This is a genomic window from Telluria sp. LT2P80, from assembly GCF_059685955.1.
In genome coordinates this window covers 68,221-89,852 of sequence record NZ_JCASIO010000007.1, presented here as the reverse complement: position 1 = coordinate 89,852, position 21,632 = coordinate 68,221, and the positions used below count along the sequence as shown (strand labels likewise).

The 21,632-nt window shown below is 65.2% G+C and carries 13 protein-coding genes; 10 read left to right on the top strand and 3 right to left on the bottom strand.

The window, feature by feature from the left end; genetic code table 11:
• Window positions 1-184 precede the first annotated feature (184 nt).
• On the top strand, window positions 185-2,221 hold the full coding sequence (locus AC56LW_RS17820; RefSeq protein ID WP_499636497.1) for a sensor histidine kinase, YfiR-like protein-associated: 2,037 nt from the start codon (window positions 185-187) through the stop codon (window positions 2,219-2,221).
• Window positions 2,218-4,842, top strand: a complete 2,625-nt coding sequence (locus tag AC56LW_RS17815; RefSeq protein WP_499636495.1) for an EAL domain-containing protein — start codon at window positions 2,218-2,220, stop codon at window positions 4,840-4,842. The genes AC56LW_RS17820 and AC56LW_RS17815 overlap by 4 nt, the downstream gene beginning before the upstream one ends.
• On the opposite strand, the gene thiL is transcribed toward AC56LW_RS17815, so the two are convergent.
• On the bottom strand, window positions 4,824-5,792 hold the full coding sequence (gene thiL / locus AC56LW_RS17810; RefSeq protein WP_499636493.1) for a thiamine-phosphate kinase: 969 nt from the start codon (window positions 5,790-5,792) through the stop codon (window positions 4,824-4,826). The two genes, AC56LW_RS17815 and thiL, sit on opposite strands and share 19 nt — an antisense overlap.
• A gap of 149 nt (window positions 5,793-5,941) precedes the next feature.
• On the opposite strand from thiL, the gene AC56LW_RS17805 reads away from it, so the two are divergent.
• From AC56LW_RS17805 to AC56LW_RS17785, 5 genes are all read left to right on the top strand, one after another.
• A complete protein-coding gene (locus AC56LW_RS17805) occupies window positions 5,942-8,254 on the top strand; it encodes an NADP-dependent malic enzyme (protein ID WP_499636491.1) in 2,313 nt (770 codons plus the stop codon).
• Window positions 8,255-8,541: 287 nt separating this feature from the next.
• Entirely contained in the window at window positions 8,542-9,582 is a 1,041-nt protein-coding gene (gene gmd / locus AC56LW_RS17800; protein ID WP_332532838.1) for a GDP-mannose 4,6-dehydratase, read from the top strand.
• Between the two features lies 1 nt (window position 9,583).
• Entirely contained in the window at window positions 9,584-10,534 is a 951-nt protein-coding gene (locus AC56LW_RS17795) for an NAD-dependent epimerase/dehydratase family protein (protein ID WP_332532839.1), read from the top strand.
• Window positions 10,531-11,670 carry a glycosyltransferase family 4 protein gene (locus AC56LW_RS17790; protein ID WP_499636489.1) on the top strand — a complete coding sequence of 380 codons (1,140 nt, stop codon included), beginning with the start codon at window positions 10,531-10,533 and terminating at the stop codon, window positions 11,668-11,670. Before AC56LW_RS17795 ends, AC56LW_RS17790 begins: the two co-directional genes overlap by 4 nt.
• A gap of 12 nt (window positions 11,671-11,682) precedes the next feature.
• Entirely contained in the window at window positions 11,683-12,861 is a 1,179-nt protein-coding gene (locus AC56LW_RS17785; protein WP_332532841.1) for a glycosyltransferase family 4 protein, read from the top strand.
• A 408-nt stretch (window positions 12,862-13,269) separates the two neighbouring features.
• On the opposite strand, the gene AC56LW_RS17780 is transcribed toward AC56LW_RS17785, so the two are convergent.
• Window positions 13,270-14,265, bottom strand: a complete 996-nt coding sequence (locus AC56LW_RS17780; protein ID WP_499636487.1) for a response regulator — start codon at window positions 14,263-14,265, stop codon at window positions 13,270-13,272.
• Window positions 14,262-17,624, bottom strand: coding sequence for an MHYT domain-containing protein (locus AC56LW_RS17775; protein ID WP_499636485.1), 3,363 nt, complete (start codon window positions 17,622-17,624; stop codon window positions 14,262-14,264). The genes AC56LW_RS17780 and AC56LW_RS17775 overlap by 4 nt, the downstream gene beginning before the upstream one ends.
• 253 nt (window positions 17,625-17,877) lie before the next feature.
• Here AC56LW_RS17775 and AC56LW_RS17770 point away from each other — a divergent pair, with 253 nt between their 5' ends.
• The 3 genes from AC56LW_RS17770 (at window position 17,878) to AC56LW_RS17760 (ending at window position 21,618) form a co-directional block, all read left to right on the top strand.
• Window positions 17,878-18,621 (top strand): substrate-binding periplasmic protein, encoded by a 744-nt coding sequence (locus tag AC56LW_RS17770; RefSeq protein ID WP_499636483.1) that lies wholly within the window; start codon window positions 17,878-17,880, stop codon window positions 18,619-18,621.
• Window positions 18,622-18,799: 178 nt separating this feature from the next.
• Window positions 18,800-20,353 carry an ATPase domain-containing protein gene (locus AC56LW_RS17765; RefSeq protein ID WP_499636481.1) on the top strand — a complete coding sequence of 518 codons (1,554 nt, stop codon included), beginning with the start codon at window positions 18,800-18,802 and terminating at the stop codon, window positions 20,351-20,353.
• Window positions 20,350-21,618, top strand: coding sequence for a sensor histidine kinase (locus tag AC56LW_RS17760; RefSeq protein WP_499636479.1), 1,269 nt, complete (start codon window positions 20,350-20,352; stop codon window positions 21,616-21,618). The genes AC56LW_RS17765 and AC56LW_RS17760 overlap by 4 nt, the downstream gene beginning before the upstream one ends.
• The last annotated feature ends 14 nt before the right edge of the window (window positions 21,619-21,632 follow it).

Below are 21,632 nucleotides of genomic sequence, written 5' to 3'. Positions count from 1 at the left end.
GCTGGAACGCAGCTGGCCCTGTAACTGGATGCCTCTTTTTTGTTTTACGTAGATCTTACAATGCCGTACGGACGCATCGCATGTGGCCAGCCAGGGTTGGCCCGATCGTGAAGTCGCCAGCCCAACCGGGTCAGCGCCCCGCGCACACGCGTAGCCGTTTCGTGAAACGGTTCGTGGAGGAAGCATGAGCCGCCAGCGCTCGATTCGCAAGAAGCTGGTAGCAATGGTGATGACGACCACACTCGTCGCACTGCTGGTCTCGATCGCCCTGGTGGTGGCCTATGACCTGCGCAGCTATCACCACACGCTCGTCAATGACCTGTCGACCGACGCCGAACTGGTCGGCCACATGACGTCTGCCGCACTCACGTTCGACGACCCGCGCCTTGCCAACGAAGACCTGCTGCTGCTGCGGGCCAGTCCCCTGGTACGCGGCGCCGCGATCTACGATGCGCGTGGCCAGCTGTTCGCGTCCTATTCGGCTGCCGATGAACAGCGACCCGCGCCGCAGCGGCTCGAACAGATCGACGAAAGCGGCAACGGCATCATGGTGGTCAGCCAGCCGATCGTCGAAAATGGCGAGACGGTCGGCACGGTCGTGATGCGCGCCGAGAACCGCATGCTGGCGCGCTTCATCGATTACCTTGCCATCGCTGTTGGCGTGACCCTGATCGCAATGGCGATCGCCTACCTGCTCATGCGCCGCTTCGGGCGCGTGCTCACGTCGCCGATCATCGCGATCACCGAAGTGGCGCGCGACGTGGTGGCCACGCGCGACTATTCGCGCCGCGCGCCGCGTATCGGCGACGACGAGGCGGCCGAGCTGGCCGACTCGTTCAACGCCATGCTGACGGAGATCGAAGGCCGCACGCGCGAGCTCGAAGACTCGCACAACGCCACCCTGCGCACGGCCACCGAGCGCTCGCACGCCCAGCAAGAGGTGATGCGCCTGAACGAGCAGCTCGAGCAGCGCGTCGATGAGCGCACGCTGCAGCTGGCGCTGGCCAACGCCGAACTGGCCAACGCCAACGAAGAAGCGCGCAGCGCCAACCAGGCCAAGTCGGCGTTTTTGTCGTCGATGAGCCACGAGCTGCGCACGCCGCTCAATGCGATCCTGGGCTTTGCCCAGATTCTGACCTCCGACACGCTGCCGTCGACGCTCGAGCAAAAGAAGGAATTTGCCAACCACATCCTCAAGTCGGGCCGCCACCTGCTCACGCTGATCAACGAGATCCTCGACCTGGCCAAGGTCGAATCGGGCACCATCACGCTGTCGATGGAACCGGTGGCGCTGGCCGACATCCTGCTCGAGTGCCGCACGATGATCGAGCCGATCGCCGCCACGCGCAAGGTGCGGGTGCTGTTCCCGGACGTCGACGGCGCCGTGGTGATGGCCGACCGCACGCGCCTCAAGCAAGTGATGCTCAATCTGCTGTCAAATGCCGTCAAGTACAACCGCGACGAGGGCGCCGTGGTGCTCACGTGCGACCAGACCACGCCCACGCGCATGCGCCTGTCGATCCAGGACACCGGCAACGGGCTCAATCCCGAGCAGGTCGCGAGCCTGTTCCAGCCGTTCAACCGGCTGGGCCAGGAGTCGGGCACCCAGGAAGGCACCGGCATCGGCCTGGTGGTGACCAAGCGCCTGGTGGAGCTGATGGGCGGCGAGATCGGCGTGACCAGCAGCCCGGGCGTGGGCAGCGTGTTCTGGATCGAGCTGGCCAGCACCGCGCCGCGCACGTCCAGCCTGGCCGAACGCGCCGCACCCGGCGGCGGCGGGGCGACCTCGCCCGCTTCCACATCCGACACCGCGCCGCGCCTGCTGTTGTATGTCGAGGACAATCCGGCCAACCTGCGCCTGGTCGAAGAGATCGTGGCGTTCCGGCGCGACCTGCGCCTGCTGTCGGCGCACGACGGCCATCTGGGCCTGCAACTGGCGCGGGCGCACCGCCCCGACATCATCCTGATGGACCTGAACCTGCCCGGCATGAGTGGCTTCGAGGTGCTGCGCCAGCTGGGCGCGGACCCGGAAACCGCGGACATCCCGGTGATTGCGCTGACCGCCAACGCCATGCCGCGCGATATCGAGCGCGGCGTGGCGGCGGGCTTTCACCGCTACCTGACCAAGCCGATCGACATCGAGAAATTCACTGAAGCGATCAACAGCACCCTGGCGGAGGGCCCTGACCTGGCCGCGTCAGGCGAAAGGAACCACCCATGATTTCCCTGTCCGACATCAGACGGGCCCGCATTCTGGTCGTCGATGACGAACCGGTCAACGTCCAGCTGCTCGAATATCTCCTGAAGACCACGGGCTACGAAAACGTCACCTCGACGTTTGATCCGCGCCAGGTCGTGGCGCTGCACCTGAAGCACCGTTTCGACCTGATCATCCTCGACCTGCACATGCCCGGCATGGACGGCTTCGACGTGATGGAAGCGCTGAAACCCCTGGAGAGCGATTCGTGGCTGCCGGTGCTGGTGGTAACGGCCGAACCGGACAAGAAACTGGCGGCGCTCGAAGCCGGCGCGCGCGACTTCATCGGCAAGCCGTTCGACACGGTCGAGGTCATGACGCGCATCCGCAACCTGCTCGAGGTGCGCCTGCTGCACCGTGAATCCCTTGACTACGGCAGCGAACTCGAACGCCAGGTGCGCGAGCGCACCGCCGAACTGGCGCGCTTTCGGGGCGCCATGGACGCCACGCCCGATGCGCTGTTTTTGATCGACACGGCCAGCATGGCGATGGTCGACGTCTCCGAAGGCGCCTGCCGCATGCTGGGTTTTTCGCGCGACGCGCTGCTGCGCATCGATCCGGTGGCGCTGGGCCTGGCCTCGCGCACGCAGCTCGAGCGCCACATGGGTGCGGCGGCGCAGGGTGGGCGGCCCGAACCCGACATCGTCGAGACCGACCTGCTGCGCGCCGGCGGCGAAGGCTCGGTGCCGGTAGAAATCAGCTGGAAGCTGCAAGACCCGGAAGGGCAGCGCAACGCCCAGCGCATGCTCATTGCCGTGGCGCGCGACATCAGCGAGCGTCTGCAGGCCCAGGAACGGCTGCGCCACGCGGCCAGCTACGACGCGCTGACCGGCCTGCCGAACCGCACGCTGTTCTTTGAAAACCTGCGCGGCACGATCGAGCTGGCCCAGGACAAGAACTGGCGCGTGGCGGTGCTGTGCATCACGCTCGACCGCTTCAAGGTGATCAACGATTCGCTCGGCACGGCGCCCGGCGACGAGCTGCTGCGCCAGTTCAGCACGCGCCTGGTGCGCTGCGTGAAGGTGCGCGATTCGGTCGGGCGCCTGGGCGGCGATGAATTCGCGTTGATCCTGACGATGCCGCGCGAGCAGCAGGACGCCGTGAACATGGCCAACGAAGTGCGCGAATCGCTGCGCCTGCCGTTCGACCTGCACGGCCAGCAGGCCGCGCTCACGGCCAGCATCGGCATCGCGATGTACCCGGACGACACGATCGACCCCGGCACGCTGGTCAAGTACGCCGACACGGCCATGGTGCGGGCCAAGGAAGCGGGGCGCGACGGCTACCGCTTCTTCACCGCCGGCATGAACGTGCAGGTGCTGGCGCGCCTGGACCTCGAACTGGCGCTGCGCGGCGCGCTGGCGGACAACCAGTTTGTGCTGCACTACCAGCCCAAGCTGGAACTCAATACGGGCCGCATTGCCGGCAGCGAAGCGCTCTTGCGCTGGAACCGGCCCGGCTATGGCCTCGTGTATCCGGCCGAATTCGTGCCGGTGATGGAAGAGACGGGCCTGGTCGTGCGCGTGGGCGACTGGATCATCAACGAAGCCTGCCGCCAGATCGCCGCCTGGAACGCGGACGGTGTGCGCGACGTGCGGGTGGCGGTGAACGTGTCGAGCCGCCAGTTCGTCGAGGGCGACCTGGAAGACGTGGTGCGCAGCGCCCTCGAACGCCATGGGATCGAGGCGGGCCTGCTTGAACTGGAGCTGACCGAAAGCGCGCTGATGCAAAATGTCGAGCGCACGACGGCGGTGCTCACGCGCCTGAAGGCGCTGGGAATCCGCATCGCGATCGACGACTTCGGCACCGGCTACTCGAGCCTGGCCTACCTGAAGCGCTTCCCGATCGACAAGCTCAAGATCGACATCGCATTCGTGCGCGACATCATCACCAATCCGGACGATGCGGCGATTGCGCTGGCCATCATCAGCATGGCGCACAGCCTGCACATGCAGGTGGTGGCCGAAGGCGTCGAGACACGCGCCCAGATGGCCTACCTGCGGCGCAACCGCTGCGATGAAATCCAGGGGTTCTACTTTTCGCGCGCGCTGCCGGCCGCCCAGCTGGCCAAGCTCGTGGTGTCGAACCGCGCCAATCCGAACGAGCCGCCGGAAGTGATCGACAACGTGCAGACGCTGCTCATCGTCGACGACGATGTGAACGTGCTGGCTGTGCTGCACCGGCTGTTCCGGCGCGACGGCTACCGCGTGCTGACGGCATCGTCATCGAGCGAAGGCTTCGAATTGCTGGCGCTGTACCACGTGCACGTGATCCTGTGCGACCAGCGCATGCCGGTGATGAGCGGGACCGAGTTTCTCAGCAAGGTCAAGGAGATGTATCCGGAAACGATCCGCATCATCCTGTCGGGCGATACGGGCGTGGAGGCGGTGCTCGATTCGATCAACCGCGGCGCGATCTACCGCTTCTATACCAAGCCGTGGGACGACATGGAACTGCGCGACAATATCAGGCTGGCGTTTCGTCATTATTGGATGACGCATGGACCGTATGACGACCGCAAGGCGCCGCGCGAAGGCGATGCTCCCACGCACGGGGACACCGCGCATCAGGCGCCGCTGAAGTGATCCCAGCCTGACAGTGCCAGATCAAGCGCCACGCCGTGCGCATCGACCAGGCGCAGTCCGGGTGCGGCGTCGATCGTGCCCACCCGCGTGACCGGCGTGCCGGCCTGTGCCCCTGCCGCCAGCACGGCCTCGCGCGCGGCGCGCGGCGCGGTAAAGCACAACTCGTAATCGTCGCCGCCGGCCGCCGTGAAGCGCCGCCGCAATGCCGGCGCCTGCTGCGCCAGCACCGGGCCGGCCGGCAGCGCATCGACGTCGAGCGTCGCGCCCACCCGCGAGGCTTGCAGGATGTGGCCAAGGTCGCCCACCAGGCCGTCCGAGATATCCAGCGCCGCATGGGCAACCGGCAGGCTGGCCAGCGCCAGGCCGAGGGCCACGCGCGGCGTCGGCAGGTGCATGCGTGTGGCCGCCTCTGCGTGCAATGCCGGGTCGAGTTCGAGTTCGTTCCAGTAGCCCGCCAGCGCCAAGCGCGCATCGCCCAGCGTGCCCGAGATCCAGATGTCGTCACCCGCCTGCGCCGCATCGCGCCGCAGCGCGTGGCCCGGCAGCAGCTCGCCGAACACGGTGATACAGATGTTCAGCGGTCCTCTGGTCGTGTCACCCCCGATCAGCTCGCACCCGTGCGCGTCGGCCAGTGCGAACAGGCCTTGCGAGAAGCCGGCGAGCCAGTCCGGGTTGGCCTCGGGCAGGGCGAGCGCCAGGGTAAAAGCGACGGGGCGCGCGCCCATGGCGGCCAGGTCGGACAGGTTCACGGCCAGCGCCTTGTGGCCCAGCATGCGCGGGTCGGCGCCGGCAAAGAAGTGGCGATCTTCCACCAGCATGTCGGACGAAATGGCAAGCTGGCGCCCCGGCGTGATGGCGAGCAGGGCGCAGTCGTCGCCGATGCCCAGAGGCGCGCGGCCAGGCTGGTCGCGCTTGAAGTAGCGCTTGATGAGGTCGAATTCGGAGAGCATGGCGGCGATTGTACCGTGGCGCCTACCGCCAGCCAGACCGGACGATTTTGCTGCAACCGCACATAATCATGTTGAAAATACGTAGTCGTTGCCAAGACCCTCTCTGATAGAATCGAAAGCCCCGTTTCGCACCAGGAAGGCCTCTCAGCATGGATTCGTCATCTGACAAAAAAGAAGAATTGCGTCAGCAATTGCGCCAAGCAGCGCTCGAATATCACCAGTTCCCACGTCCCGGCAAGATCAGCGTCACGCCCACCAAGGGCCTGCTGAACCAGCGCGACCTGGCGCTGGCGTACTCGCCGGGCGTCGCGGCGCCATGCGAAGAAATTGTCAAGGATCCCGCCAACGCCTACAAGTACACGGCGCGCGGTAACCTGGTAGCAGTCATCACCAACGGCACCGCCGTGCTGGGCCTGGGCAATATCGGCCCACTGGCCTCCAAGCCGGTGATGGAAGGCAAGGGCGTGCTGTTCAAGAAATTCGCCGCCATCGACGTGTTCGACATCGAGATCAACGAAACCGATCCCGACAAACTGGTCGACATCATCGCTTCGCTCGAGCCGACCTTTGGCGGCGTGAACCTCGAAGACATCAAGGCGCCCGAGTGCTTCTACATCGAGCGCAAGCTGCGCGAGCGCATGAAGATTCCGGTCTTCCACGATGACCAGCACGGCACCGCGATCATCGTCGGCGCCGCGATCATGAATGGCCTGAAAGTCGTGGGCAAGGACATCACGTCGTGCAAACTGGTGGTGTCCGGCGCCGGCGCGGCCGCGCTGGCCTGCCTCGACCTGATCGTCGATCTGGGCTTCCCGATCGAAAACATCTATGTCACCGACCTGGCCGGTGTGGTCTACAAGGGCCGCGTCGAACTGATGGACCCGGACAAGGAACGCTTCGCCCAGGACACGCCACACCGCAGCCTGGCCGAAGTCATTCCGGGCGCCGACATCTTCCTGGGCCTGTCCGCTGGTGGCGTGCTCAAGAAAGAAATGGTCGCGTCGATGGGCCCGAGCCCGCTGATCCTGGCGCTGGCCAACCCGAATCCCGAGATCCTGCCCGAAGACGTGAAGGCCGTGCGCAGCGATGCGATCATCGCCACCGGCCGTTCGGATTACCCGAATCAGGTCAACAACGTGCTGTGCTTCCCGTACATGTTCCGCGGCGCGCTCGATTGCGGCGCGACGACGATCACGCGCGAAATGGAAATCGCCGTGGTCCACGCGATTGCCGACCTGGCGCACGCCGAGCAGTCGGACATCGTGGCCTCGGCGTATGGCATTTCGAACCTGTCGTTCGGTCCGGAATACCTGATCCCGATGCCGTTCGATCCGCGCCTGTTGACCCATATCGCGCCGGCCGTGGCCAAGGCCGCGATGGACGGCGGCGTTGCGGCCCGCCCGATCGAGGACCTGGCGGCTTACGCCGAGAACCTGCAGCAGTTCGTGTACCGCAGCGGCACCTTCATGAAGCCGCTGTTTACGATCGCCAAGAGCGCACCGGATGAGCTCAAGCGCATCGTCTACGCCGAAGGCGAAGAAGAGCGCGTGCTGCGCGCCGTGCAGGTGGTGGTCGACGAAAAACTGGCGCGCCCGATCCTGGTCGGCCGCCCGGCCGTGCTGGAGCAGCGCATCGAGAAATTCGGCCTGCGCCTGAAACTCGGCGTGCATTTCGATGTCATCAATCCCGATTTCGACGAGCGTTACCGCGATTACTGGCAGAGCTATCACCAGATGGTGATGCGCAAGGGCGTCACGCAAGACCTGGCCAAGCTGGCCATGCGCCGCCGCCACACGCTGATCGGCGCGATGATGATCCACAAGGGCGAAGCCGACGGCATGATCTGCGGCACCTACGGTACCACCCAGATGCACCTGGAATTCGTCGACCAGGTGCTGGGCAAGCGCGCCGGCGCCAAGGTGTATGCGGCGATGAACTTCGTCATCACGCCAGAGCGTCAGCTGGCGATGGTCGATACCCACGTCAACGAAAATCCGAACGCCGAGCAACTGGCCGAGATCACGGTGATGGCGGCCGAAGAGATGGAACGCTTCGGCATTGTCCCGCGCGCAGCGTTGCTGTCGCACTCGAACTTCGGCAGCGCCAATACGGAATCGGCGCAAAAGATGCGCGCCGCGCTGGCACTCGTGCAGCAGAAGAAGCCCGACCTGGAAATCGATGGCGAGATGCATGGCGACACGGCGCTCGACGCCAAGATGCGCGCCAAGATCATGCCGAACTCGACGCTCAAGGGCGATGCGAACCTGCTCGTGATGCCGAATATCGACGCCGCGAACATCGCCTACAACCTGGTCAAGACGGCAGCCGGCAACGGCATTGCCATCGGTCCGGTCCTGCTGGGTTGCGCGCGACCGGTGCATATCCTGACGCCGTCAGCGACCGTGCGCCGGATCGTCAACATGACGGCGCTGGCCGTCGTCGAGGCGGTTTCGCCACGCTAAGCGGGGGCAATGAACGCGTGGATGGCATTGCCGTCCACGCGCCGCCGCCATGCTTTGTCTCGGGCTGTCGCCCTTTGTCGCGGTCCCGGGACACTCGTAACAAACCGTAAGCACGCGGTTTATCGCGTCATTTCCGCGTCATAATTGACCGGGTAAGCGTTGTCTGAATTGCACCAAACTCCGGAGCGCGAGCCAGTCTGGCGACCTCCTCTGTTACAATCTTCGTTTGGCCGGGCGCGTTTTTCATCACATTGCGCCTGCAAGACCAACTTCAAATCATCCATCATATGCATAACAAACGAGCCCTCATCACCGGCATCACCGGCCAGGACGGCGCCTATCTGGCGCAACTGCTTCTCGAAAAAGGCTACCACGTCACCGGCACCTATCGCCGTTCGAGCTCAGTCAATTTCTGGCGCATGGATGAGCTCGGCGTTACCACGCATCCGAACCTGTCGCTCGTCGAATACGACCTGACCGACCTGGCCTCGAGCATCCGCCTGCTGGAAACGGCGCAGCCGGGCGAGGTCTACAACCTGGCCGCGCAAAGTTTTGTTGGCGTGTCGTTTGACCAGCCACTGGCCACCGCATCGATTACCGGTCTGGGCGCCGTCCACCTGCTCGAGGCGATCCGCATCGTCAACCCGAAGATCCGCTTCTACCAGGCGTCGACGTCGGAAATGTTCGGCAAGGTGCAGGCGATCCCGCAAATCGAAGAAACCCCGTTCTACCCGCGCAGCCCGTACGGCGTGGCCAAGCTGTACGCGCACTGGATGACGATCAACTACCGCGAGTCGTATGACATCTTCGGTTCGTCGGGCATCCTGTTCAACCACGAGTCGCCACTGCGCGGCCGTGAGTTCGTCACGCGCAAGATCACCGATACCGTCGCCAAGATCAAGCTGGGCAAGCAGGACGTGCTCGAGCTGGGCAATATGGACGCCAAGCGTGACTGGGGTTTTGCCAAGGAATACGTCGAAGGCATGTGGCGCATGCTGCAGGCCGACAAGCCTGACACCTATGTGCTGGCGACCAACCGCACCGAGACCGTGCGCGATTTCGTCAACATGGCCTTCAAGGCCGTCGACGTGACGCTCGACTGGAGCGGCAGCGGCGACAACGAAGTGGCCCACTGCACCGCCAGCGGCAAGCAACTGGTGCGCGTCTCGCCGAAGTTCTATCGTCCGGCCGAAGTCGAGCTGCTCATTGGCGATCCGGCCAAGGCGAAGCGCGAGCTGGGCTGGGAACCGAAGACCACGCTCGAAGAGCTGTGCCAGATGATGGTCGATGCCGACCTGCGTCGCAACGAACTGGGCTTCTCGTTCTGATATGACGCGCCTGGCCACGGACGACACCAGCGCATCTTCGGGGCGCGCCCCGCTGCGTGAAGGGGAAGGGCAGCGCGCCCTGATCACGGGCCTGCGCGGCTTTACCGGGTACTACCTGGCGCAAGAGCTGGCGGCCGCCGGCTACCGCGTGTTCGGCACCGTGATGCCGGGCGAAGAGGTCGGCCCCGACATGGTCGCAGTGGATCTGTGCGACCGCGATGCGGTCGCTGCCATGGTGGCCGAGGTGCAGCCCGATGTCGTGGCGCACCTGGCCGGTATCGCGTTTGTCGGCCACGCCAACGTCGAAGCGATTTACCGCGTCAACGTGGTGGGCACGCGCAATCTGCTCGAAGCGCTTGCGTCGGGCAGTCACCGGCCAACCAGCGTGCTGCTGGCGTCGTCGGCCAACATCTATGGCAATGCCAGCGTGCCTGTCATCGATGAAGACGTGCTGCCTTCGCCGGCCAACGATTACGCGGTGAGCAAGCTGGCCATGGAATACATGGCGCGCCTGTGGATGGACAAGTTGCCGATCACGATCGTGCGGCCGTTCAACTACACCGGCGTGGGGCAGGCGGACAATTTCCTGCTGCCGAAAATCGTTTCGCATTTCCGCCGCCACGAAGCGCGCATCGAACTGGGCAATCTCGCCATCGCGCGCGATTTCTCGGATGTGCGCATGGTGGCGCGTGCCTACCGCCGCATCCTGGCGGCAGCGCCGGCCGGCGAAGCCTTCAACGTCTGCTCGGGGACGCCGCATTCGCTGTCGAACGTCATCGAGATGATGGGCGAGATCGCCGGCTACCGCATCGACGTGCAGGTCAATCCGGCCTTCGTGCGTGCCAACGACGTGCTGCAACTGACTGGCAGCAATCGCAAGCTGACTGCCGTGGTGGGCGACCTGGCCCCGACGCCGCTGTACGAGACCTTGCGCTGGATGTACCTGGCGTGAACGCCGCAGCGATCAACGTCGGCCTCGGGACGACCATGATCGAACCGGGGCTGACGGGCGGACGCCTCGATGGCATCGGTGTCTACACCAATGCACTGCTGCGCCACCTTCCGGCCACCGGCTGCACCGTCACGCCGTGGTCCTGGCCGCGTGCGCGCGGCGGGGCCGCTGGCATCAGTGTCGGCCAGCCTTTTCCGTATTCATTTGAAGCCGCCACGCTGCTCGACCTGGTGACGCCGGCGGCACACCGCGTGCATATGCCGCTCGACGTGTTCCACGTCACCGATTACCGCGTGGTGCGCATGGACTGTCCGGTCGTGGCCAGCCTGCACGACGCGCTGCCGATCAAGCACCCGGAGTGGTGCAATCCGCGCTTGCGCGGGCTGAAAAACCAGTTGCAGGCCAAGGCCGCGCGCAAGGCCGACCATGTGATCGCGCTGTCGCACTTTGCCATCCCCGAACTGGTCGAGTGCTTTGGCATCGACGAACGGCGCGTAACGGTGGTGCCGTGCGGCGTCGACGAAAGCTGGCTGACACCGCCCGCGCCAGAGGCCACGCGCGCCACGCTGGCAGCCTACGAACTGCAGGCGGGCTATTTTCTGTTCGTGGGCACGCTGCAGCCGCGCAAGAACGTCGAGCGCTTGCTGGCCGCCTGGCTGATGCTGCCGGCGGCCGTGCGGGCAGAGCGCGCGCTGGTGATCGTCGGCGCGCCCGGCAGCCGCAGCGAAGCCCTGGTGGCCAGCATGGGGGCGGCGCGCGCGGCCGGCGAGAACCTCGTCTGGCTCGATCGCCTGACCGACCAGGAACAATTGCGTCACCTGTATGCCGGCGCCGGTGTATTCGTCTTTCCCTCGCTGTACGAGGGCTATGGGATCCCGGTGCTCGAAGCGTTTGCGTCGAACGTGCCGGTGGTGGCGTCCAATACGACCTCGCTGCCCGAAGTGGCGGGCGATGCGGCCTTGCTGGTCGACCCGCTGTCGGCGGGCGAACTGGCCGAGGCCATGCGTACGCTGGCACAAGACAGCGTTGCGCGCACGCGCTGTATCGCCGCCGGGCGTGCACGTGCCGAACAACTGACATGGCAAAACACCGCACGCCTGACGGCAAATGTGTACCGAGCCGTACTTTCGCAGTAAGCTGAGTTGATTATGCGCGTCCTTCATTTTTACAAGACCTACCACCCGGATTCGGTCGGCGGCGTCGAACAGGTGATCCGCCAGATGGCCGTGGGCACCGGGCGCCTTGGCGTGACCAATACCGTGCTGTCGCTGTCGCGCCACCAGAACCTCGCACCGTTCGAGTTTGAAGGCCATATGGTGCACCGGGTCCCGCTCAATGCCGAGATCGCGTCCAACGCCATCTCGGTCCAGTCGATCGGCGCGCTGGCGCGCCTGGCGCGTGAAGCCGACGTCGTGCACTACCACTTCCCGTGGCCGTTCATGGACCTGGCGCACTTCATGGCGCGCGTGAACAAGCCGACGGTGGTCACCTACCACTCCGACATCGTGCGCCAGCGCCACTTGCTGCGCCTGTACCAGCCGCTCAAGCACCGCTTCCTGCGCAGCGTCGACGCCATCGTCGCGACCTCGCCCAATTACCTGGGCTCGTCGACTGTGCTGGCGCGTTATCCGGACAAGACCAGCGTGATCCCGTTTGGCCTGGACCGCACCACCTACCCGCAGCCCGACCCCGATCGCCTGGCGCACTGGCGCGAGCGGGTCGGTCCCAAGTTCTTCCTGTTCGTGGGCGTGCTGCGCTATTACAAGGGCCTGCACATCCTGCTCGAGGCGGCGGCCGGCACCGATTACCCGGTCGTCATCGTCGGCGCGGGGCCCATCGAGCAAGAACTGAAGGAGCAAGCCGCGCGCCTGGGCCTGAAGAACGTCCTGTTCGTCGGCGCGATCGACGAACCCGACAAGGCCGCGCTGCTGACGCTGTGCTACGCGGTCTCGTTCCCATCGCACCTGCGCTCGGAAGCCTTCGGCATCTCGCTGCTCGAAGGCGCGATGTACGGCAAGCCCATGATCTCGAGCGAGATCGGCACCGGCACCACGTACATCAACATCGATGGCGACACGGGCCTGGTGGTCCCGCCATCGGACGCGCTGGCATTGCGCGCCGCAATGCGCACGCTGTGGGACAACCCCGAATTGGCACGCACGATGGGCCGGCGCGCCGCCGCACGCTTCGAAGAGCTGTTCACCTCCGAGCAAATGGCCGCCAACTACACCGCGCTCTACCACGACCTGATCGCCCGCCGCGCCACCGGTTCAAGCACAGCAGCGCTTGAGCAAACGGAAGCAGGTTTGTCGCAGACGAAAGTCTGAGACGACGCATCGCAGACGAAAGTCTGAGACGACGCATCGCAGACGAAAGTCTGAGACACCGCATCACCCCGCGATCGGCAACGCCGATCGCATCCCCAATCCCCGCCTGCGTCGCTGTCACCAATAAATCCATGCCCCAAAACTCTTGAAAAACAATTAGGGTCAGAGTCGAATTGTTTGACAACTTTGAGGAATTGCCCAATAAGTCGACTCTGACCCTAATTAATTTTTGCCAGTTTGGCGTGTAATTTGATGCTTCAAAAAAATTCAATTACAGCCGGCATCGGAAACGCCGCGCACCGTCGAAAAAGCCCCCAAAACAATTAGGGTCAGAGTCGAATTGTTTGACAACTTTGAGGAATTGCCCAATAAATCGACTCTGACCCTCATTGTTTTTTGGGGGGAGGGTTAGGGTTTTTCGGCCCAGCGGGTGCGGATTTCGCGGATGGCGGGGAGGCGGGTGGTGAAGAGGTCGACTAGCTGGGGGTCGAAGTGGCGGCCTTTCTGGTCGTGCAGGAAGGCGACTGCGTCTTCTTCGGTCCAGGCTTTCTTGTAGGGGCGCAGCGAGGTCAGTGCGTCGAAGACGTCGGCGATGGCCACGATGCGGCCGACCAGCGGGATCGCTTCGCCGGCCAGGCCATTCGGGTAGCCAGTGCCATCGTATTTTTCGTGGTGCGTGAGCGCGATCTTGCGCGCCAGTGCCAGCATGCCGCTGGCGTGTTCGCCGATGATCTCGGCGCCGATCGTCACGTGGCTCTGCATGATCTTCCACTCGTCGGGGTCGAGCGGTCCCGGTTTTTGCAGGATGCGGTCCGGGATGCCGATCTTGCCCACGTCGTGCATCGGCGCCGCATGCAGCAGGTCGTCCGCTTCTGCCTCGTTCAGGCCGGCCGCGATACCCAGGACGTGCGAAAAATGGCTCATGCGGATCACGTGCAGGCCGGTCTCGTTGTCCTTGTACTCGGCCGCCAGGCCCAGGCGCTGGACGATTTCCAGGCGGCTCGCGCGCAGCGCTTCCATGCGCACCAGCGACAGGTGGGTGCGCACGCGCGCGCGCACGACTGGCGGGCTGACCGGCTTGGTGATGTAGTCGACCGCGCCGGCCTCGAACCCTTCCACTTCGTCGGCCGTCTCGGTCAGGGCGGTCACGAAAATCACCGGCACCGACGCCGTGGCCGGATGGGCCTTCAGCGCCGCGCACACTTCGTAGCCGGACATCCCCGGCATCATCACGTCCAGCAGGACCAGGTCGGGCTGCTCCTGGCGCGCCAGTTCGAGCGCACGCGCGCCATCCTTGGCGAACAGCAGGCGGTAGTGGTCCTGCAGGATCTGGCGCAGCAGCTGCAGGTTGCTCGCTTCATCGTCGACGGCCAGGATCAGCGGCCGGGTATTCGGTTGGTTCATGCGGAAGGATCGTTGGTGGCGTCGCCAGGCGCGCCGTCAGAGGACTCGGCCCCCAGGATCGCCATCACGGCCTCCAGGTGATCGAGGGCGAGATCGAAATCGAAATCGGCGATGGCCGACTGCACCTGGACCACGCGGGTGATGGCCGGATGGGCGGCCAGCGCCACAGCGAGGCTGGTCATGGCGCCGTCGTTCAGGGCGCCGCGGCGCAGCGCTTCGAGCAGCACGCCGCCGGCGCGCCGCGCGCGTGTCAGGTCGACGGTGGCGCCTGGCGTGGCCGGCACTGGCGTGGCGGCGACATTGCCGATCGCGGCCAGCGCGGCCTCGAGCGCCTGTCCCGCCACGCCGAGCGCCTCGGCCGCGTGCCGCTCGTCGGTCGGCACCGCATTGGTCGCCTGCTCCAGCGTGGCCAGCGCGTCGGACAAGCGCTCCAGGCCGACGTTGGCGGCGGCGCCGCGCACCTTGTGGGCCAGCATGCGCAGCTGCACGTGATCGCCACCGGCGGCATGCAGGCGCATCGCGCCGTCCAGCTGCGCGTACTGGCGGCTGAAGTGGTCGAGGGCTTCGGCGTAAGCGTCTTCGCGGTTGCTCCAGCGGTGCAGGCCGGCGCGCCGGTTGAGCACTTCGCGTGGCGCCGTCGGGATGGCGGCCGCTTCGACCGGCACGCCACCTTCGAGACCGAGCACGCGCGCGATCTCGTGCGACAGGGCGAACCAGTCGACCGGCTTGCTGGCAAAGCCGTCCATGCCTGCATCGACGCTGGCCTGGCGGTGCTCGGCCAGCACGCTGGCGGTCATCGCGATCACCGGCAGGCGCGCCGTTCCATGGCGCGCCTCGTGCTCGCGAATGGCGCGGGTCGCGTCCAGGCCATCCATCACCGGCATCTGGAAGTCCATCAGCGCCACGTCGTACTCGCCACTGGTGGCCAGTTCGACGATCGCCCCGCCGTCGCGCGCGGCCGTCATCGTGTGCCCGCGGCGCGTCATCAGGAGCTGCATCAGCTCGAGATTCTGCGGCACGTCGTCGGCCACCAGCACGCGCAGCGGCGGCAGCACGGCGGCGCTGCGCACCCGCGGCGCGTGATTGCAGAAGCGCGCCAGGATCAGCGGCACACGCACGTGGAAGGTCGCACCCTGGCCCGGCTTGCTCTCGGCCCAGATCCGTCCGCCCATCAGCTCGACGAGCTGCTTGCTGATCGTGGTGCCCAACCCGGTGCCGCCGAAGCGGCGCGTCATCGACGCGTCGGCCTGGGTGAACGGATCGAAGATCGCGGCCAGGCGGTCGGGCGCGATGCCGATGCCGGTGTCGATCACGGCGATGCACAGCTGGTCGACATCGGCGCTCACGGTCAGCGTCACGCCGCCGGTGGCGGTGAACTTGATCGCGTTGTCGAGCAGGTTGGTGAGCACCTGGCGCATGCGCAGTTCGTCGCCGCGCAGGCCGGTCGGCAGCGCCGGGTCGTACTGGATGTCCAGGTGCAGACCCTTGGCGCGGGCATTGGCCGCCAGCGTCGACGACAGTTCATCGATCAGCGACAGCAGGTTGTAGTCGTTCTGTTCGAGTTCGACCGCGCCTTTTTCGAGCTTGGCCGTGTCGAGGATTTCATTGAGCAGCCGCAGCAGGGCGCGGCCCGCGCTGCGCACGGTGTCCAGATGGCGGCGCTGCTCGAGATTGAGTTCGCCATCGAGCAGCACGTCGGTGAAGCCAAGGATCGAATTCATCGGCGTGCGGATTTCGTGGCTCATATTTGCCACGAAGGTAGCGCGGGCGGCCGCGGCCTGCTCGGCCTTCTCCTTGGCGCAGCGCAGCGCTTCTTCCATCTCGCGCCGCTCGGTGATGTCGAGGATGACGCCGTCGAGGTACTGGAGGTTGCCTGCCTCGTCGTGCACGCCGGTGCCGTTTTCCCACAACCAGCGCACGCTGCCATCGGCGTGCAGCAGGCGGTATTCGACCAGGTACGGCCGGTGCTCGCGCATCGCGGCGCTGGTTTCCTTGCCCACCCGCAGGCGGTCTTCGGCGTGGATCATCGCGCCGAACACGCGGCGCGGCGGGCTGCCCAGGAAGTCGCGCGCCGGGTAACCGGTGACGCGTTCGACCGCATCGCTGATGAAAATCAGCGGCCAGTCGTCATTGAGCGCACTGCGATACGAGATGCCGGGAATATTGCCGATGAGGGAGCGGAACTGCTGCTCGCTGGCCTGCAGCGCGCTCTCCATTGCGCGCCGCTCGCTGATGTCGGTGACGAAGCAGACGAACAGGTCCTGCTCGCGTAGCCGCGCATGGCCGATCGCGCCCCGTACCGGGACTTCGTGGCCGTCCTTGTGCAGGCACCAGGTTTCGGTACTGGTGTTGATGCCTTCAAGGCTGCCACGCGCCAGCACGGTCAGTACGTTGAAGTTGGCGGCGCGACCGCGCTCGGTGAGCAGCAGTCCGATGCTGCGCCCGACGATCTCGTCGCGGCGCCAGCCGAAGATGCGCTCGGCCGAGGCATTGAATTCGGTGATGATGCCGTCACGCCCGACCGTGATCACGCCGTCGACGGTGGTGGTGAGCAGGGCGCGCATCCAGGCTTCGCTGCGCGAGAGGTCCTGGAACATCTGGCGATAGCGCAGCAGGCCGTTCACCCCCAGCACGGCCACCGACAGCGCCACCGTGGTCACCGTGATCGACAGCGCCAGAAAGCCGCTGTTGGCACTGCCCGCGCCGCCCGGATCGACCGTGCCCGAGAAGCGCGCAGCCGCCATGCCGGTATAGTGCATGCCGGCGATCGCGCAGCCCATCACGCACGCCGACAGCAGCAGGCGGCGCGATTCGGACACCGACTGGAAGCGCGACAGGCCGTGGCGTACGCCCAGGGCCAGCGTGGCCAGGATCACGGCCACCAGGATTGAGACCGCGAACGTGAACGGATCGTAGTGCAGCGACAGCCGCATGCGCATGCCGTCCATGCCGGCGTAATGCATCGCGCCGATGCCGGCGCCAACCAGCACGCCGCCCACAAGCAAATGCGGCAGGCGCAGTTCGGAACGCGAGATCAGGCTGAGCGCCACCCACGAGGCACCAATGCTGGGCAGCGCCGACAGCAGCGTCGTCAAGTGGTCGTAATGCACCGGCGTGCACAGGTCGAAGGCCAGCATGCCGATGAAGTGCATCGCCCAGACCCCGGCGCCCAGCGCCAGGCTGCCCGTGCCGAGCGCAATGGCGCGGTGCGACGGATGGGCGCTGGCCTGGCCGGTCACCTGCAACCCCATCCACGACGAGAAGATCGCCACCAGCAGTGACAGCACCACCAGGGTGGGGTCGTATGTCCCGTATGTCAGCAGGGATGGATCTTCGGGAACGGCAAACGATGGCAGCATAGTGAAGGCAGGGTTGTGCTGAGGTAAAAAAAACTTCCATGTGGCATTAATTCAAAGTATCGCATTTTCCGAATTTACTGTGTGGGTGCACGTGAGAATGCTGGACGAATTGTTGTGTTTTGTAGCGCCCGAACGACCATCTCAGGCTGTTCATTGCGTAAAAATCATGCTCGCTGGTATGCTGAGGGCGCAGTCAACGACATCCCGTCGCCCTTGCGCACCGCGCCCGTGGCGGTCATCCCAAGAGAATTAAATGCGATTTCGGCAACTCTGCATTGGCCTTGTTATCCTGTCGGCGACGGCACGGGCGGCGCCGCTGCCCGTACCTTACCTGTCGATCACCACCGAGAGCTCGGCGCCGTCGAGCATGCTGGAGGACGGGCGCGTGGTGGGTATCGCCACCGACAAGATCCGGGTTGTGATGGAACGCGCCGGCGTCACCCACGACATCACGCTGCTGCCCTGGAAGCGCGCGTACGCGGCCGCACTGCAACAGACCAACGGCTGCGTGTACTCCGCCACCCGCACGCCGGAACGCGAAGCCTTGTTCAAATGGATCGGGCCAACCGACGTGGCGCAGTGGGTCCTGATGGGGCGCGCCGACCGCGCCTGGCGTATCACGAGCCTGGAAGACGCACGCGGCCTGCGCATTGGCACCTATGCCGGCGACGCACGTGACACCTATCTGCGTAGCCGGGGCCATGTCGTCGATACGTCGCCCCATGACATGCTCAATCCGCCCAAGCTCCTGCAGGGCCGCATCGATCTGTGGGCCGCCAGCTGGCGCGCGGGCAGCGACGTGCTGGCCCAGAATGGCTGGGACAAGCAGATCGTGCCGGTACACGTGTTCAACCGGGTCGCCGTCTACCTGGCCTGCAACCGGGCCGTGCCCGATGCACTGGTCAAGCGCCTGAATGCCGGGTTTGAAGCGATCGAGCGCGACGGCACGGCACGCGCCATCGAGCGGCGCTACGAATGGCGTGCTACGTCACGTTGACAAGGGCAAGTACGCCATGGCGTGTCCTATCGCAGACCAAGAGCGCGCATGGACGTGTGCACGTACCATCGGCATTGAGACGGACTTGCCAGACACAAGACCCGGCTGCGTGCCGCTGCTGCTGGAGCGCAGCATGCACACATGATAAGCTGGTTCATTCTGCAAAAAAGGTGAGTTCATGAGCGCGTTGGTGAGGACGGGGATTGTGGGGCTGGACGAGATCCTGCACGGTGGCATCCCACGCAATAACAACCTGCTCGTCGAAGGGCCGCCCGGCGCGGGGAAGACGACGCTGGGCCTGGGCTTCATCTACCGCGGCGCCGTCGACTTCGACGAGCCGGGCGCCATCGTCTCGTTCGAGCTCGATCCGGCCAAGCTGCTGCGCGACGCCGCCGGCTTCGACTGGGACCTGCAGGGCATGATCGACCAGGGCCGTGTCAAGATCATCCAGACCAGTCCCGCCGTGTTGATGAGCGAATTTCGCAGCAGTGACGGCGCATTCTCGGCCGCGCTGCTGGCGATGGGCGCCAAGCGCCTGCTGATCGATGGCCTGACGCCATTGCGCCTTTACGCCGAAGGCAACGACATCCCGTTCCGCGAAGACGTGCACCTGCTGATCGAGGGGCTCACGCGCCTGGGCGTGACGACGATGGTCACGGCCGAGAAGGACGCGTCGCTCGGCGGCGTGCTGGCGCACGAGCGCTTCGTGTTCGACACCATCATCTCGCTGACGTTCGAAGAATCGCGCCGCCGCGTGCACCGCCGCCTGACGGTGGCCAAGTCGCGTGGCCAGGATTTCATCGGCGGCAGCCACACCATGCGCATCGAGGCGCATCAGGGCGTGCACGTGTACCGCCGCGCCCAGTCGCGCCCGGTCATGTCGCCCGATCAGCCGACGTCGGAAGAACGCCTGTCGACCGGCTCGGCCGCGATCGACAAGATGATGGACGGTGGCATCTACAAGGGCTCGGTGACGCTGGTCAGCGGTATTTCCGGCACCGGCAAGACGGTGCTCAGCGTGCAGTTCCTGAGCGACGCGATCAAGAACGGCCACAAGGCGCTGCTGGTGAGCCTGGATGAACACGCACGCCAGTTGATGCGCAACGCCAAGCCCCTCGGCTTCGATCTGCAGGCGCTGGTCGATGCGGGCGACCTGTTCATCCATTACGAATCGCCGCTCGAACTCGAGCTGGACGTGCACTTCGACCGCATCATCAAGCTGGTGGAAAAGGAAGGCATCGACTGCGTCGTGTTCGATTCGATCGCCGTGTATGAAATGACCAGCCGCAGCGAAGTGGCCGATTACCTGTACGCGCTGGCGAGCTTCTTCAAGAACCGGCTGGCCACGACGCTGTTCAACTACGAAAGCCCCGAACTGCTGGGCGTATCGCAGATCAGCGAAGAGCTCAAGGGCTCGCACCTGGTCGACAACATCATCCTGCTCAATTACGTCGAAATTTCCACCGTGCTGCGCCGTGCGTTGGCCGTGCCGAAAGTGCGCGGCAGCCGCAACCTGCAAGTGACGCGCGAATACACGATCGGCGTGGGCGGTTTGAGTCTGTTGGACGAAAGCGACAACAATAACCAGGCCGTCCCGCAACTGCCGTTCTCGTCGTATTACGGCCTGCTGTCGCGGTCGCCATCGCGCCAGAGTCCGATGATCGAAGAAGCCGTCGCCAATGGCGAGCCCTTGCCTGAATCGACACACCAGCCGGTCGAAACGAACCGGTGATCGCCGTCGACCTGCCTGACAAGCCGCCCATCGATTGGGACGACTGGCGCGCTCCGCTGCGCCAGTACACCGAGGCGACCGGGCTGGTGGCGTCCGTCTACGACACGACCGGCGTGCGCCGCATCGGGCCACTGACCGGTTCGCGCATGTCGACCTTCCTCGCCGAACAGTCGACGCTGTGGGCCGAGGACGGCCCCGGCACGGCGCTCGAGCGCAGCCTGGCGCGCGACGTCTGCCAGCAGGGGGAACCTAGAGCCAGCGACTTCAGCGAAGGCTTCTGCGTGCGTGCGCTGCCGCTGCTCTTGCACGGCAACGTGTACGGCGTGCTGGTGTTCGGCTGGCGCTTTGCCGATTTCAGCTCGCCGCTGGCCTGCGAGCGCATCGGCCGGCAGATCGGCGTGTCGGGCCATCTGTTGTGGAGCGAAGTGCGGCTTGACGCGCCCGTATCGGCGCAGCGCATGGCCACCTACGAAACCCTGCTGCTCACGCTGTCGAGTACGCTCGACCGGCAGCGCGAAACCATCGACGACCTGACGCGCGTGAACCGCACGCGCGAGCTGTTCCTGGCGACCGTCTCGCACGAGATGCGCACGCCGCTGTCGGCGCTGTCGATGCGCATCGAACTGATGCTGCGCACGATTCCCGACCTGCCAGAGAAGGCGGTCAGCGGCCTGGAGTCGATGCGCGTGCACGTGCGCCAGGAGGCCGGCATGGTCGACGACCTGATTGACGCGGCGCGCACGCTGACCGGGCAGATGTCCATCGTGCGCAAGCCGATCGTGCTGGGGCAGGTGCTGCGCGAAGCCATCGCCACGGTGGAGCCGCACGCGCATGCGAAGCAGATCCTGATGCAGGTGACGCCTGCGGATTATGGCGCAGACATCCGCTTCGAGGCCGATGGGCAGCGGCTGCAGCAGGTGTGCTGGAATCTGCTGTTCAATGCGGTTAAGTTCACGCCGGTTGGCGGGGTGATCCGCATCGGCATCCGGCGCAGTGCCGGATGGGTCGAGATCGATATCGCGGATTCAGGGCAGGGGATCGAGGCGGACGATTTGCCGCACGTGTTTGGCGCGTTCAAGCTGCAGCAGCATGACAATGCGACCGGACTGGGACTGGGGTTGTATATCGCGCGGCGGATTGTGGAGCTGCATGAGGGGACGCTCAGTGTCAGCAGTGAAGGGCGGGGAAGGGGGGCGACGTTTGCGATTCGGTTACCGGTGATAAGCACTGGGGTAGTGGGACTTGGCGATGCTGAGGTTAAATAGCAAACAAAACCGCG

Coding starts and splice junctions, on each gene's coding strand:
- AC56LW_RS17820 (WP_499636497.1), top strand. CDS start 185: ATGAGCCGCCAGCGCTCGATTCGCAAGAAGCTGGTAGCAATGGTGATG.
- AC56LW_RS17815 (WP_499636495.1), top strand. CDS start 2,218: ATGATTTCCCTGTCCGACATCAGACGGGCCCGCATTCTGGTCGTCGAT.
- thiL (WP_499636493.1), bottom strand. CDS start 5,792: ATGCTCTCCGAATTCGACCTCATCAAGCGCTACTTCAAGCGCGACCAG.
- AC56LW_RS17805 (WP_499636491.1), top strand. CDS start 5,942: ATGGATTCGTCATCTGACAAAAAAGAAGAATTGCGTCAGCAATTGCGC.
- gmd (WP_332532838.1), top strand. CDS start 8,542: ATGCATAACAAACGAGCCCTCATCACCGGCATCACCGGCCAGGACGGC.
- AC56LW_RS17795 (WP_332532839.1), top strand. CDS start 9,584: ATGACGCGCCTGGCCACGGACGACACCAGCGCATCTTCGGGGCGCGCC.
- AC56LW_RS17785 (WP_332532841.1), top strand. CDS start 11,683: ATGCGCGTCCTTCATTTTTACAAGACCTACCACCCGGATTCGGTCGGC.
- AC56LW_RS17780 (WP_499636487.1), bottom strand. CDS start 14,265: ATGAACCAACCGAATACCCGGCCGCTGATCCTGGCCGTCGACGATGAA.
- AC56LW_RS17775 (WP_499636485.1), bottom strand. CDS start 17,624: ATGCTGCCATCGTTTGCCGTTCCCGAAGATCCATCCCTGCTGACATAC.
- AC56LW_RS17770 (WP_499636483.1), top strand. CDS start 17,878: ATGCGATTTCGGCAACTCTGCATTGGCCTTGTTATCCTGTCGGCGACG.
- AC56LW_RS17765 (WP_499636481.1), top strand. CDS start 18,800: ATGAGCGCGTTGGTGAGGACGGGGATTGTGGGGCTGGACGAGATCCTG.